Raw genomic sequence first — 13,196 nt, 5'->3', positions numbered from 1 at the left:
GCCCTATCCTTTTACACACACCACCTGGCGCAAGGTATGCAGCACTTCCACCAACTCGCGCTGGGCGTGCATGACTTGGTCGATGTCCTTGTAGGCCATCGGAATCTCATCGATTACCGCGGCGTCCTTGCGGCATTCCACGTGGGCCGTCGCGCGCACCTGGTCAGCAACCGTGAAGGTGTTTTTGGCCTTGGTGCGGCTCATGGTCCGACCAGCGCCGTGGCTGCAGGAACAGAACGACTCTTCGTTACCTAACCCGCGCACGATGAAACTTTTCGCGCCCATCGAGCCCGGGATAATCCCCAACTCACCTTTCTTTGCCGACACCGCACCCTTGCGAGTAACCAGGATGTCGTCACCAAAATGCCGTTCTTTTTGCACGTAGTTGTGGTGGCAGTTCACCGCCTCCAGCGCCACCTCAAACGGTTTGTGGATCACCTTACGCGTCGCCTGAACCACCGCCTGCATCATCAGCTCACGGTTCTGCCGGGCGAAGTCCTGGGCCCAGCCGACTGCTTCAACATAATCATCGAAGTGCTCACTGCCCTCTTCGAAATAGGCCAGGTCCCGATCCGGCAAGTTGGCGATGTGCTGACGCATGTCCTCTTGAGCCAACTGGATAAACAGGTTGCCAATGGCATTGCCAACGCCACGGGAACCGCTGTGCAACATGAACCAGACGCGGTTGGCTTCATCCAGGCAGACTTCGACAAAGTGGTTACCCGAGCCCAACGTCCCGAGGTGTTGGCGGTTGTTGGTTTTCAGCAGCTTCGGGTACTTGTCGGTGATCTTTTTGAAACGCGGGTGCAATGCCGCCCACGCAACATCGGCCTGCTGCGGAATACTGTCCCAGGCACCCTTGTCACGCCCGTTGCGGCCGCTGGTTCGACCATGGGGCACCGCCGCTTCAATCGCGCAACGCAGACCATGGAGGTTATCCGGCAGGTCAGCGGCAGTCAGCGAGGTGCGCGCGGCGATCATGCCACAGCCGATATCCACGCCAACGGCGGCCGGGATAATCGCGCCCACGGTGGGTATCACGCTGCCAATGGTGGAGCCCTTGCCCAGATGCACATCCGGCATCACCGCAAGGTGCTTGAAAATGAATGGCATCTTCGCCGTGTTCATCAATTGCTGGCGAGCTTCCGGCTCCACCGGCACTCCTTGGGTCCAGAGTTTGATGGGCTTGCCGTTGGCAACTTCCAGCAGTTGAAAAGTAGGTGCTTGCATGTTCTCGACTCTTTTCCATTCGCCACACTCAGGCGGCGTAGTCCTTGAATAAATGGGCCAGGCCCGTAGGCAGTGACAAGGGATCACAGATACGCTGCTCTACCAACTGAGCTACCCGTTGCCGGGGCAGGAATCGAACCTGCGACACGAAGGAGTACCCGTGGCATTCACTGCCAAAATCGTAAAAAGGTGGCACGACAAAAAGTGTGACTGAGCGCCGGAACATACCGGCTTACCAGAGATGTACAGCCACAGGCATTCGTGCCGTCACTGACGCTGACAAGGGTTGACGAGACGTCTTTTGATGTAGTCCGGTCAGCATTCAGCACCAGTGAAATCAAACTTCCATTGCTTCAATCGCCTCTACCCAATGTTGCGCACCGTAGCGCCCTTCGGCGAACTGTGCGATCACATCAAATACCGCATCACTGAAGCCTCCCACATTCAAAATGTCCTGGCGGTCCGCCGCCTGCGTCGTCGCGCCCGGCTGCATATCGATACACACCAACCGCGCTTGCGGGTTGATCTGTTTGATCAGTTCCCATTGGCGCATGGTTTCGGTACCGCGCTGGCGCCTTGCATCAATCCACGACTCGTTGTCGGACACCAGTATCACCGTGTCCACTTTCATTTTGGCGCCGGCTATCTTGGCCAGCGGCGCCGAACAGTTGGTCCCGCCTCCGCCGATAGCTGCCAGTTTCTGCGCATTGCTCATCACACTGTCACGCGGGTTGAGCCGGATATCCACCACATGATTTTCAAACGGCATCAAGCGTGCGTCCGGCTGCTTGCGCAAGATCGCGGCGCCAATCAAGGCCGCCACATCGATGCAGCGTACAGCGCTCGTGGCGCCCTCGCGGTAACCGGTCACCGGGCTGTGCATCGAGCCCGACACATCAGGGCAAACCACTACCGAACCCTGCAACACCGGCACGTTGGCCAGGGACAACTCAAGAGCATCCTGCAAGGCCTCCCGGACACACGCCGGTACGTCATCTCCCACCATCCGATACGCGGCCAGCAACTGGTACGGGTACACCCGCGCCTTGGCGATCGCCTCTGCATCAGCCAATCGCGCCGCCACTTGCCATGCAAACCCTGGCACCTCGAACGCGCCCTGGCGGGCAAAGGTGTTGAGGTTCATGCGCAGCGCCTGCCAGCCCATGTTATCGGCCTGGGCAGCCCACTGTTCCTTGCTGAGCTTCTCGTTTCCAAGCAACTGGAACGGTACCGCTGGTACTTCGGTGCTTGAACCGCTACGAAAGGCGAGCAAAGCCCGGGTCAACTCCGGCAAGGCCTGCACATCCACTGGCCGCCAGATCAACCAGGCGAAGAACGCTTCACGCCATGGTTCAGTGGGCTTGGGGTGAACCATTTTCACCACATCCGCCAACGACGGTTGATTCCCCACCGAGGCTTGCAACAACTGACGCTCCGTCGCGGTGTTCAACCAGTTCTGTACCAGGCGCTTGGGCTGCGAACCCAGGGATTTGCGTCCGGTCACTCCGCTGCGCAGGATTTGAACGAAGTTGCGCAACATTTTGCCGCTGTCCACGACCTGCTCGAACATCTGCGGCACCATCACCGAACGCTGAGCCACCAATGCGGCCAACAGCAACGCCGGCATGTCTTTCATGTGGCCCTGGCGGCGGGCATAACACGCGACCTTGGCGACATAACGGCTGTCCAGCTCGCCGGCCAGTTGCAACACGCTGTCCAGCTGGCTTTCAGCTGAGGCGTGGAAGGTCTGGTTTAAGCAACCGGTGACCGCCAGCTGGGCCAGTTTGTGCTTGGCGCTGTAGGCATAAGCCGGTACCTGTGTAGCGTTCAAGGTGTCGCATGCAGGCAGTTTCGCCTGCTGGGTGTTGAAGACTTGGGAGTTGGCCATCGTGGCGTCTCGCTCTGTTGTGTGTTTCGTTGCGAGAGTTATTGCAGCCGCCATGCCAGTTTTATTTTTTGAACGTGAAAATTTTTTATCTATTTGTTTTATATAGTTATTTTTAATTTTAGTCATTTCACCGCTCAGCAGCGGTGACATTCGCATCACAAATTACTTATCCTTACATATCGTCATATATATTTTGGTATCACCATGAGTCAAAAACGCACCGTTGCCATCGGCTTTATCGGCTCAACCCTCGACCGGGTCGGCAAAGGTGCCAACCGCTGGAACCATTGGCGCCCCAGCGTGGGCCTCTGCCAGCAGCAAGAGGTACTGATTAATCGCCTCGAACTGATTCACGGCATCGATGCCCGCGACGTCAGCCTGGCTCAGCGAGTCCGCGACGACATCCAGCAGGTATCGCCGGAAACCGAGGTGCGGCTGCACCCGATGCACCTGAAGAACCCCTGGGATTTCGAGGAGGTGTACGGCGCGTTGCACGATTTCACCGCCGCTTACCGCTTCGATACCGACCACGAGGACTACCTGGTCCACATCACGACCGGCACCCACGTCGCGCAAATCTGCTGGTTCCTGCTGACGGAAGCACGCTACCTGCCCGCCCGGTTAATCCAGACCTCCCCGGCTCGTCGTCGCAACGAAGAAGAGCGCGCCACCGGCACCCATGCCCTGATCGATCTCGACCTGTCACGCTACGACCGCATCGCATCGCGCTTCGCCCACAAGCGTCTGGAAAGCCTGGCCTTCCTCAAATCCGGAATCGCCACCCGCAACCCGGCCTTCAACCGCTCCATCGAACAGATCGAACGCGTAGCCGTACGCTCCAAGGCGCCGATGCTGCTGATCGGTCCCACCGGTGCCGGCAAGTCATTCCTCGCGCGGCGCATCTACGAACTCAAGCGCAGCCGGCATCAAGTCCAGGGGCGCTTCGTCGAAGTCAACTGCGCCACCTTGCGCGGCGATGGCGCGATGTCGGCACTGTTCGGTCATATCAAAGGCGCCTTCACCGGCGCCCAGAACGCCCGCGATGGTTTGTTGCGCGCGGCAGACGGCGGCATGTTGTTTCTGGATGAGATCGGCGAACTGGGGCTCGACGAGCAGGCAATGCTGCTCAAGGCCGTCGAAGAGAAGCGCTTCTTCCCCCTCGGTGGCGACCAGGAGGTCACCAGCGACTTCCTGATCATCGCCGGCACCCACCGCGACCTGCGCGGCCGCGTCGCCGAAGGGCTGTTCCGCGAAGACCTGTACGCCCGGATCAACCTCTGGACCTTCGACTTGCCGGGCCTGGCCGGGCGCCGCGAAGACATCGAGCCCAACATCGACTTCGAATTGGAGCGCCACGCGCGCGAACAAGGTCAGGTGGTGCGCTTCAACCTGGAAGCACGCCGGCGTTACCTCGCTTTTGCCTGCTCCAGCGAAGCGGCGTGGCTGGGCAACTTTCGCGAACTGTCGGCGTCCATCACGCGCATGGCCACCCTGGCGGACAGCGGGCGCATCGACGAAAGCCAGACCCAGGAAGAAATCGATCGACTGCGCTATGCCTGGGGCCTGGAGTCGCCGCAAAACGATTGGCTGTCACGCCTGGGCGTCGATACCGAACTGGACCTGTTCGACCAGTTGCAACTCAACGCCGTGATCGAAATCTGCCGCCAGTCCGACAGTACTTCCGATGCGGGAAGGCGCCTGTTCGGCGTCTCCCGACAAGCCAAGGCGCAACCGAACGATGCCGACCGCTTGCGCAAATACCTGGCGCGGTTTTCGATTGAATGGAAGCAGTTGGCGGAGTTGAAGGGCTGATGGATATCTAAAATGCGGCAGCCTGGATTTGTGCAGCCTGAAACAACGCGTCGGCAGTTTCCTGAATATCTTCACGCTGCCATAGCTTGCCCAGCCATTCGGCCGGAATGCCTTGCACACCGTAATACGCGCCGGCCAACTGCCCCACGATTGCCGCAGTGGTGTCGGCGTCATCGCCCAGGTTTGTCGCGACCAAAACGGCTTCGGCAAAGCTGTCGGTGTGATGAAAACACCACAACGCCGCCTCAAGCGAAGCCACTGCGTAACCCGAACCAACGATGTCGCTGCGCGCCTTATCGAGGTAGTGGCCGCTGGCAATGTCGGCAACTTTGGGTTGGCTTAACTTCAGATAGTCCACCTTCACTACCTGCGCTTTCGGATCTCCGCGCAGCGCGTTCGCAATACACTCCGCCAGTACCAGGCAGCACTCAATCGCCTCCAACGCGCCATGGGTAGTGCGAGAACTGTCGACGGTGAACTCACGCAGCCGCTCGGCATCAGGAAAATAGAACAGCACCAGCGGAGCCAGGCGCATCATCGACCCGTTACCCGCCGAGTATGGGTCCGTAGAGCCTGCGAACGGGTCACCGCTGAGCTGATACTGCGCCAATGCATCACGAACCGTCGTACCAATATCGAAACACTCCCCCGTCGAGCTCAGATAGCCCCACTTCCACCAGTTCAGATAACGCCCCATCTGATCGGCAGCGTCAAAACCACTCTTGCGCAGCAGGCTTTCGGCCAGACACAGCGCCATGGACGTGTCATCCGTCCACTGGCCCGGCAAAAGCTGGAAGGGTCCACCACCGACCATATCGGTAACCGGAGCAAACGAACCACGGCGCATGAACTCAACCGTGGTCCCTACCGCATCACCACACGCCAGGCCAAGCAGGCTGCCGCGGTAACGGTCTGAAAGCTTCATCAACATCACTCCTTTGCACAAATAACACCCCAAGCAGAGAACCATACCGGAGCTTCCCGCTCTGTGGGGCGCCGCGCATTTCTCTGGGAAATTTCCGACTCAGGCACTCCCCTCCTCCCACCTCCCGATGGTAGTGTGTGAAATTGTTTCTGACCTTTCGATCAGACATTTCTCACTCACTCCCTGCAAAGGAATGCCCTCAGCAATGGATTTTTCCCTCAAGCAACTGGCCGTAGCCACCCTGATGGCGGCCAGCCTTTCGGTGTTCACCACCCAGGCTCAAGCCAACCTCACCCCACAACACAACGCCGTCATCCTGAAGACCTTCAGCGATGCCTCGGTCAAGGATTTCCGGCAGTTCCTCGCCAGCCTGGCCAAGAGTGATGTGGCCAAGAGCGACAACCTCGGCCCGGCCATCAGTGCCTTCCTAGACAACAAGGACCTGAGCGCTGACCAGCAGAACGAAATTCACCGCCTGCTGGGCCTGTATGCGCGGGTGAAGTACGGCGCAGCCGCCACCGAAACCCTGCGCGAGCTGGTGGAGATTCCGACCTTCCAGGTGGCCGGTGTGGCTCAGCATGACAACCCCGAGTTCATCAAGATCGCCGCCAAGATCAAGAGCCTCGCCGAGTCGTTCAACCTGAATTTCCGCAATATCGACAACCGCGTCTACGAGATTTCCCTGGAAGGCAGCGGCGATGAAGTGGTCGGTATCCACGCCCACGCCGATGTGGTGCCGGTAACCCCGGAGAACTGGGTGCTGAAAGACGGCACCAAGCTCGACCCGTTCAAGGTCACGCTGATCGGCGACCGCATGTATGGCCGCGGCACCGAAGATGACAAGAACGGCATCGTGGTGGCGATGTACGCGATGAAGGTGATCAAGGAAGAGAAGCTGCCCCTGGCGCGCAATTTCAAGCTGCTGGTGGACACTACCGAGGAAACCTCCGGCGACGCGATCCCGTACTATTTCGAACACAACCCAACGCCTAACTACAACCTGGCGCTGGACGGCGGCTACCCGGTGGTGATCGCCGAGAAAGGCTACGGCACGGTCATGGCCAAGTTCCCCAAGCGCAAGGCTGAAGGCAAAGGCGCAGAAATCATCTCGATGACCGGCGGCAAGGCCACCAACCAGATTCCGTCGGCATCGGTGGTGACCTTGCTCAGCGACAAGCCCGCCGAACTGGCCGCCAGCCTGCAAAAGGCCGGCAGCGAGTACGCCAAGCGCAATGGCGGCGACTTCGAAGTGGCGGCCAAGGTGGTCGGCAAGGACGTGCAGTTGACCGTCACCGGCGTGTCCGCCCACTCCTCCGAACCGCAATCCGGGGTGAACCCGGTCGCCCGGGTGCTCGACTTCCTCAACAGCCTCGACGGCAAGGTGGCGCTCAAGCACAACCAGTTCACCGACGCCGCGCGTTACGCCGCCAACAACTGGGGCCTGGACTACCTTGGCGGCAAGCTGGGCGTGGGCTTCTCCGATGCGTTCATGGGGCCGCTGACCACCTCGCTGACCTATGTGGGCGAGGACGACAACACCTTCAAGCTGGCAGTCAACCTGCGGGTACCGAAGGGCAAGTCGCCGCAAGTGCTCAAGGCTGAAATCGCCGACAAGCTGGCAGCCTGGACCAAGAAAAACCACGTGGCCGTGAGTTTTGACTACTCGATCGCCGAGCCGATGTACCGCAACCCTGAAGGCGAGTGGGTCAAGGCGCTGCTGGCGGTGGCCAGCGAGAACCTGGGCATGGAGCACAAGTACGGCACCTCGGCCGGCGCCACCTCCGTGCATGAGTTGCCCAACGGCGTGCAGTTCGGCCTGGCGCGGCCAGAGGTCAAGTACACCGGCCATACCGACAACGAGTTCAAGACCGTCGACCAGTTCCTGCTGGACCTGCAGATCGTCACTGAAATGATGGGCCGCATCGGGCAACTGCCGAAGCTCTGAGTAACCTTTCAGGCCCGCCGCCCTGGCGGGTCTACCAAGCGATACGCCACCCCTTCGACGCCCGCCGCTGCGCCAGGAACCGCGCATACCGCCCTTGGCGGGCCGTCAACTGTTCAGGCGTGCCCTGCTCCACGACCCGCCCCTCGTCGAGCACCACGATCTGGTCGGCCATCACCACCGTCGACAACTGATGCGCGATCACGATCAACGTGCACTTGCCGCGCAGGCGCGCCAGGGTGTCGGCGATGATCGCCTGGTTTTCCGCGTCCAGTGCCGCAGTGGCTTCGTCCACCAGCAGGATCGGCGCACCCTTGATCAACGCACGGGCGATGGCGACACGCTGACGCTCGCCACCGGACAGGCGTGCCCCGCCCTCACCCACCGTGGTCGACAGGCCCATGGGCAGGCGCTCGATAAGCTCTTGCACACCAGCCTGCCGCGCGGCCTCCAGTACTTGCGCGTCGCTGGCGTCGGGTTTGCCGAGGCGAATGTTGTCGGCGACGCTACCCTGGAACAGGTAGGTATCCTGGAAGATCTGGCTGATCTGCGCGTTGAGTTGCTCGCCGGACATCTGCCGCACGTCCACGCCCCCGACACACACCTGGCCCTGACTGACCTCGAAAAACCGTGCGACCAGGCGCAATAGCGTGGTCTTGCCCGAGCCGGAAGCCCCCACCAGCGCGGTCATGCTGCCGGGCTCGATACGCAGGTTCACCCCCCGCAGCACGTCCCTGGGACCGGCCGGGTGTCGAAAACTCACGTCAAACAGTTCCACCGAGGCATCCCGTGGAGATTGCGGCGCGCCCGGCTCCTTCAGCGGCGAAGCAGCGAGGATCTCGCGCACCGCCTCAAGTTGCCCGCCGGCACCGCGCAAGGTCTCGCCATAGCCGGCCACCTCCAGCAGCGGGTCAATGAAGCGGCTGACCAGCAACAGCGACACCATCACCGCAATCACCGAGCCCACGTGCAAGGCATTCCCCAGGTACGCGTCAAGCCACAGTGCGGCGGCAATCAACAACGCGGCGAATACCATCTGCACAAGCCACATATTCAGCAGCACCGAGGTCGCCGACAGAAGAATCAAGCGTGCCCCGGTCGCATGCTGCTGCTCAATCGCCCGTTGCAGGAACACCGTACTGCCGCCACCACTGAACGCGCGCAACACCGACTGCGACTGGGCGAACTCCAGCATGCGCTGGCTGGTCTCGGCCGAACTACGCTGGAACGCCCGGTCGGCACGCCGCCCCAGCCGCGCACTGAACCAAAATGCAGCGCCGAGCATCGGCAGCGCGACTAACGCAATGAGCCCCATTTTCCAGTTCAGCACAAACAGCGCGAGCACCAGCACCAATGGCGTCACCACGCCGCTGAGCACCGGGGTAAACACATGGGCGGGCAACTGGGCCACGGCCATCATGCCTTGGGTCACCACATGGTTGAGTCGCGCGGTGTTATCGGGCGTGAACCAGCCCACAGGCAATCCGGCCACATGATCGCCGATGCGCTGACGACCGCCTTGCAGCACCGCCACACCCACTGCGACACCGGCCTTTTCGACTTCCCGCCGGGTGGCCCAACACGTTGCCACCGCTGCCAGAAACACCACCAGCCACAGCGCGGCTTCGGCAAGATCACCGTTGAGCATGTCGGTCAGCACCGGCACCAGCGCAGCGATGGTCAGCCCGCACAACGCGCCGTAGAACACCACCTTGCCGACATAGCGATGCAACACCGGGACGTCGTCGCCCAACAGTTCGATAAAGGTTTTCAGCATGTCGGCAGCGCCTGTTCACGGGTCTGTTTGTAACCGCCCGACGCCCACAGGCGTGCGTAGCGGCCTTCCTGTGCGATCAGTCGAGGATGGTTACCCTGCTCAACGATGCGACCGTTTTCCAGCACGATGATGTGGTCGGCGTGCATCACCGTATCGAGGCGGTGGGCGATCACCAGCAGCGTGCGGCCCTGGGCAAAACGCGAGAGCGCCTCCTGGATCGCCACCTCGTTCCCGGCATCGGCGGCGGCCGTGGGCTCGTCCAGCACCAGCACCGGGGGTGCCAGCAATACCGCACGGGCGATGCTGATGCGCTGCTGCTCGCCACCGGACAGCTGCGCGTCCTCACCGATCACCGAGGCGTAGCCCCGGGGCAAGCCGATGATGCACTCATGGATATTCGCGGCGCGTGCGGCCGCCTCGATCTCCTTCTGGCTGGCGCTGGGCCGGCCGAGGGCGATGTTTTCGGCAACGCTGGCATGAATCAAGCGCACCTCCTGCAGCACAAAACCGATCAGGCTGTAGAGCTGCGCGGTCTCGATCTGTCGCAGGTCGACGCCGCCCAGGGTGATACGCCCCTCGGTCGGATCGAAAAAACGCAGCAGCAGGCGCGCCAGGGTCGACTTGCCCGAGCCCGAGGCGCCGACGATGGCGGTCACGGTGCCGGGCTTGAGGGTGAAGCTGATATCCGACAGCACAGGGTGCTGCGGGTGGTAGGCGTAGCCGAGGTGTTCGACGCGCACTTCGGCGTCCTTGGGCAGCCGCTCGGACCCCGGGGCCACCTGCGCCAGCACCGGTGTCGCGAGGAGTGCCTGCATACGTTCGGCGGCACCCACGGCGTTGTTCAGATCGTGGGTGATGTAACTCAGCAGCATCAGCGGCGCGCAAATACCCGGTGCGACAATGGCAAATGGCAGCACGTCGACGGCCTCAATCCAGCCAAGACTCACAAATACCAGGCCGAACGTCAGCACCATTGCGAGCACGGTCACCGGGGCGATCATCGCGTTGGCATTGGCCATCGTCCCCACCAGCGGCCGGGTGAACTCAACGAACGCCTCGCTGAAATCATCCACTGCCTCACGGTAACTCGCGTGGGCCTTGCCGGTCGCGCCGAAGGCCTTGACCACCGGAATGCCGTTGACGAACTCGACCACCGCGTTATTGACCCGGGTCATGCGCTCGACAAAGGAGCCCATGTTGCTGCCGCTGGCTTTCATCGCCCTGGCAAAGAACAGGAAAAACCCCGGAAACGGCAGCAGCGAGACCAGCGCCATACGCCAGTCAACCGTGAACAGATAGACCACCGCCAGCAAGACCGCCCCGGCACAGCGGCCCACGGTGGTATAGAAATGCGCCGTCAGGCTATGCAAGGTGCCGATGTCGTCCTGCAGCGCCTGCTTGACCTCACCGGACGCCCGCTCGGTGAACCAGCCCAGCGGCACCTGGCTCAGACGCTCGGCGATGGCCAGGCGCAAATGGCGAGTGATGTGGTTGTCGGCCAGATGCGCCACAGCCTCGGCAACCGTCATCAACAACATGCCCGCGAACAGGCTCGCCAGGCTGACGATGATGGTCAACCACACCTCGCCCGATGCCTGGGCAATCGACGGCTCGCCGAGGGCGATCCTGGCGATATGCACGATGCCGCCCAGCGGCACCAGCGTCAGCATGCTGCCCACACCGGCCAGCAGTGCGGCGGCGATCAGTCGCCCGCGTGCCGGCCGCAATACCTGCGAGACCGCGCCCCGGCCCCTGGGTTTGGCCGCAGCCGTATCCCTGTTACTCATGAAGTCTCCCTGACTGAATGAGCTTTTGCTCGCCCTTACCTTATCTTCCGAACGAGCAGCCAAAACCCTCAATCGGAACCGGAAATAATTTTCAGGCAGGGGCGCTGACGGTCACCCAGTAGCGGGTGCGCCGGATCACCTGTATTGGCAACGCAGCCGCCAGGTTGTCCAGGGCCAGGTCGGTATCGGCCAGGTGCAACACGCCGCTGACCCGGAGCATGGCCACCTCCGGCGCACAACGCAGCACACCCGGACGGTAGCGCGCCAGTTCGGCGACCAGCTCATCGAGCCGCGTACCGTCGGCCACCAACAGGCCCTTGACCCAGGCGACGCTGCGGTCTGTCACCTGCGCGATGGGTTTCACCTGATTCCTGGAAATGCTTGCGCCGTGGCCGGCATCCACCCGCACGCCCGCGCCGTGTTCGGGCTGCACCTGCACGGCGCCCTCCAGCACCGCCAACCGGCAACTGTCGTCGCATTGGCGCACGCTGAAACGTGTGCCCAGGGCCTGAAGCAGGCCTTGGCGCGTCTGCACCCGAAACGGCCGGGGTGAAGGCGCGGTGGTGATGAACACCTCGCCGGCCCGCAGCAGTACCAGGCGCTGGTGGTCGTCGAACTGCACGTCAATCGCCGAGGCAGACGCCAGCACCACGCGGGTGCCGTCGGGCAATGCGACCTCGCGCACTTCGCCGGTGCGGGTGCTGTGCCCGGCACTCGCCAGTTGCCAGGTGTCGGTGCGGCGCACGCCGTAGGCGAGGCTGCCGGCTGCGACCAACAGGCCCAGCAGTCGCAGGGTACTGCGCCGGTTGAGGGAGTCGGGGGCAGCGGGTTCGGCCAGGGTGTGTTTGGCTACTGGCGCCGGTACGCTGTGGAGTTTTTGCTCGAAGCCCAGCAGGCGGGTCCATGCCAGTTCGTGGTGGGGGTGTTCGGCGCGCCAGCGCAGGCAGTTGGCGTGGTCATCCTCGCTGGCGTCATCGGCCCACAGGCGGGCCATCCAGGCGGTGGCGCGCTCAATGATAGCGGGGGAAATGGGCTGCTCGATCGACATCGCGACGGGTCAGCCGTGCAGGGTCTGGTAGCAGGCCAACAGGCCGGCGGCGATGTATTTTTCTACCGAGGAGATGGAGACTTGCAGTTGGGCGGCGATCTCGCGGTAGCTCAGGCCGTCGAGCTTGCACAGCAACAGGGCCTGGCGGGCCTTGGGTGGGAGACTGTGCAGGGCGGCGTCGATTTCGATCAGGGCTTCGATGGCCAGGGCGCGGGTTTCTTCATCGGCGGCGCAGGGTTCGGGTAACAGGGTCAGGGCTTGCAGGTAGGCGGATTCGATCTGGCGGCGGCGGTAGAGGTCGATGACCAGGCCGTTGGCGATCTGGGTGAGGTGGCGCCGGGACTCGCCGGTGGGCGGGAGTTGGCCCTTGCGCATGAGTTGCAGGTAGACGTCGTGGGCCAGGTCGGCGGCGTCGAACGCGTTGCCCAGCTTATTGCGCAACAGGGTGCGTAGCCAGCTGTTGTTGTCGACGTATAGATTTTCAACCTGGCGTTGAAAGGCGAACTGTCCGATGTTCACAAACCTCTCCTTTTACCCAATGGTCCCGGGAGTGCTGGGGCATTGGGTTGTTGGTAACAGTTTGCAAGACTATCGGCTCTGGGGCGTGGGTGCAATGCGGGGGGTTGGGGGGGCTGAGGTGTACATATCCGTTATTTTTGTAACGGCCACGATTGGTTCCGCTCTTACAGCGGCTCACTTTTGAAAAGCGCAAAAGTAAGCAAAACGCTCTTGCCCCACCACTCGGCACCTCGCTAATGCTCGGTGTGCCCGAACGCAGGCAGCACGA

The 13,196-nt window shown here is 61.9% G+C and carries 9 protein-coding genes; 2 read left to right on the top strand and 7 right to left on the bottom strand.

What is annotated here, in order from left to right:
* Positions 1 to 3: 3 nt before the first annotated feature.
* Both HX875_RS17110 and HX875_RS17105 read right to left on the bottom strand, forming a co-directional pair.
* Positions 4 to 1,230 (bottom strand): RtcB family protein, encoded by a 1,227-nt coding sequence (locus HX875_RS17110; protein WP_177044061.1) that lies wholly within the window; start codon positions 1,228 to 1,230, stop codon positions 4 to 6.
* 337 nt (positions 1,231 to 1,567) lie between these two features.
* Complete coding sequence (locus HX875_RS17105) at positions 1,568 to 3,118, bottom strand: vWA domain-containing protein (protein WP_177044060.1); 1,551 nt, start codon at positions 3,116 to 3,118, stop codon at positions 1,568 to 1,570.
* A 204-nt stretch (positions 3,119 to 3,322) separates the two neighbouring features.
* Between HX875_RS17105 and rtcR the strand changes: the two genes are divergently transcribed.
* Complete coding sequence (rtcR, locus tag HX875_RS17100) at positions 3,323 to 4,930, top strand: RNA repair transcriptional activator RtcR (RefSeq protein ID WP_177044059.1); 1,608 nt, start codon at positions 3,323 to 3,325, stop codon at positions 4,928 to 4,930.
* A gap of 7 nt (positions 4,931 to 4,937) precedes the next feature.
* Here the strand turns inward: rtcR and HX875_RS17095 are convergent, their stop codons facing one another.
* Positions 4,938 to 5,861 (bottom strand): ADP-ribosylglycohydrolase family protein, encoded by a 924-nt coding sequence (locus HX875_RS17095; RefSeq protein WP_177044058.1) that lies wholly within the window; start codon positions 5,859 to 5,861, stop codon positions 4,938 to 4,940.
* 199 nt (positions 5,862 to 6,060) lie between these two features.
* Between HX875_RS17095 and HX875_RS17090 the strand changes: the two genes are divergently transcribed.
* The gene (locus HX875_RS17090; RefSeq protein ID WP_177044057.1) at positions 6,061 to 7,800 is read left to right on the top strand and encodes a dipeptidase; all 1,740 of its coding nucleotides are present in this window, start codon (positions 6,061 to 6,063) and stop codon (positions 7,798 to 7,800) included.
* Between the two features lie 31 nt (positions 7,801 to 7,831).
* On the opposite strand, the gene HX875_RS17085 is transcribed toward HX875_RS17090, so the two are convergent.
* From HX875_RS17085 to HX875_RS17070, 4 genes are all read right to left on the bottom strand, one after another.
* Positions 7,832 to 9,574 carry an ABC transporter ATP-binding protein gene (locus tag HX875_RS17085; RefSeq protein WP_177044056.1) on the bottom strand — a complete coding sequence of 581 codons (1,743 nt, stop codon included), beginning with the start codon at positions 9,572 to 9,574 and terminating at the stop codon, positions 7,832 to 7,834.
* Positions 9,568 to 11,361 carry an ABC transporter ATP-binding protein gene (locus HX875_RS17080; protein ID WP_177044055.1) on the bottom strand — a complete coding sequence of 598 codons (1,794 nt, stop codon included), beginning with the start codon at positions 11,359 to 11,361 and terminating at the stop codon, positions 9,568 to 9,570. Before HX875_RS17080 ends, HX875_RS17085 begins: the two co-directional genes overlap by 7 nt.
* A 91-nt stretch (positions 11,362 to 11,452) precedes the next feature.
* Positions 11,453 to 12,409, bottom strand: a complete 957-nt coding sequence (locus tag HX875_RS17075) for a FecR domain-containing protein (RefSeq protein ID WP_177044054.1) — start codon at positions 12,407 to 12,409, stop codon at positions 11,453 to 11,455.
* 9 nt (positions 12,410 to 12,418) lie between these two features.
* Complete coding sequence (locus tag HX875_RS17070) at positions 12,419 to 12,928, bottom strand: sigma-70 family RNA polymerase sigma factor (RefSeq protein WP_177044053.1); 510 nt, start codon at positions 12,926 to 12,928, stop codon at positions 12,419 to 12,421.
* Positions 12,929 to 13,196: the final 268 nt, after the last annotated feature.

It is taken from the genome of Pseudomonas yamanorum (genome assembly GCF_013386765.1).
In the GTDB taxonomy this organism is placed as follows: domain Bacteria; phylum Pseudomonadota; class Gammaproteobacteria; order Pseudomonadales; family Pseudomonadaceae; genus Aquipseudomonas; species Aquipseudomonas yamanorum_A.
Note: the sequence above shows the minus strand (reverse complement) of the source record. Positions and strands in the feature narration are given on the sequence as shown.

Coding starts and splice junctions, on each gene's coding strand:
- HX875_RS17110 (WP_177044061.1), bottom strand. CDS start 1,230: ATGCAAGCACCTACTTTTCAACTGCTGGAAGTTGCCAACGGCAAGCCC.
- HX875_RS17105 (WP_177044060.1), bottom strand. CDS start 3,118: ATGGCCAACTCCCAAGTCTTCAACACCCAGCAGGCGAAACTGCCTGCA.
- rtcR (WP_177044059.1), top strand. CDS start 3,323: ATGAGTCAAAAACGCACCGTTGCCATCGGCTTTATCGGCTCAACCCTC.
- HX875_RS17095 (WP_177044058.1), bottom strand. CDS start 5,861: ATGTTGATGAAGCTTTCAGACCGTTACCGCGGCAGCCTGCTTGGCCTG.
- HX875_RS17090 (WP_177044057.1), top strand. CDS start 6,061: ATGGATTTTTCCCTCAAGCAACTGGCCGTAGCCACCCTGATGGCGGCC.
- HX875_RS17085 (WP_177044056.1), bottom strand. CDS start 9,574: ATGCTGAAAACCTTTATCGAACTGTTGGGCGACGACGTCCCGGTGTTG.
- HX875_RS17080 (WP_177044055.1), bottom strand. CDS start 11,361: ATGAGTAACAGGGATACGGCTGCGGCCAAACCCAGGGGCCGGGGCGCG.
- HX875_RS17075 (WP_177044054.1), bottom strand. CDS start 12,409: ATGTCGATCGAGCAGCCCATTTCCCCCGCTATCATTGAGCGCGCCACC.